Source organism: Pseudomonas sp. SIMBA_067, assembly GCF_046534675.1.
Taxonomy (GTDB): Bacteria; Pseudomonadota; Gammaproteobacteria; order Pseudomonadales; family Pseudomonadaceae; genus Aquipseudomonas; species Aquipseudomonas putida.
In genome coordinates this window covers 1-267 of the sequence record NZ_JAWRYH010000538.1, presented here as the reverse complement: position 1 = coordinate 267, position 267 = coordinate 1, and the positions used below count along the sequence as shown (strand labels likewise).

At 56.2% G+C, this 267-nt stretch carries 1 pseudogene; it reads right to left on the bottom strand.

The features are described from left to right. Positions 1-267: pseudogene (locus SB765_RS30225) on the bottom strand (hypothetical protein); the annotation flags it as partial.

The following is a 267-nucleotide window of genomic DNA, read 5'->3' as shown; positions in this document are numbered from 1 at the left end:
GGCACTACTGGCAGCCTCTTTTTCCTGTCGGGTAAACAGTTTGGGCGCAATGAACGTCGCAAGACCCGCCGCGACGGGCGGCATCAGCGCGACAACGCCGACGATGGCGTACCAGTCATAAATGTGTTTTTCCAGCAGTGAGAAGCAGAAGAACCAGGCGGTTTTATTGATGGGGCCGCCCATATCGAACGCCAGCATCGCACCGACCAGAAACGCTGCCGCAAACTTCATTGATGGAGGAATGGTATTCAGGAAGTGGAGCAGCCC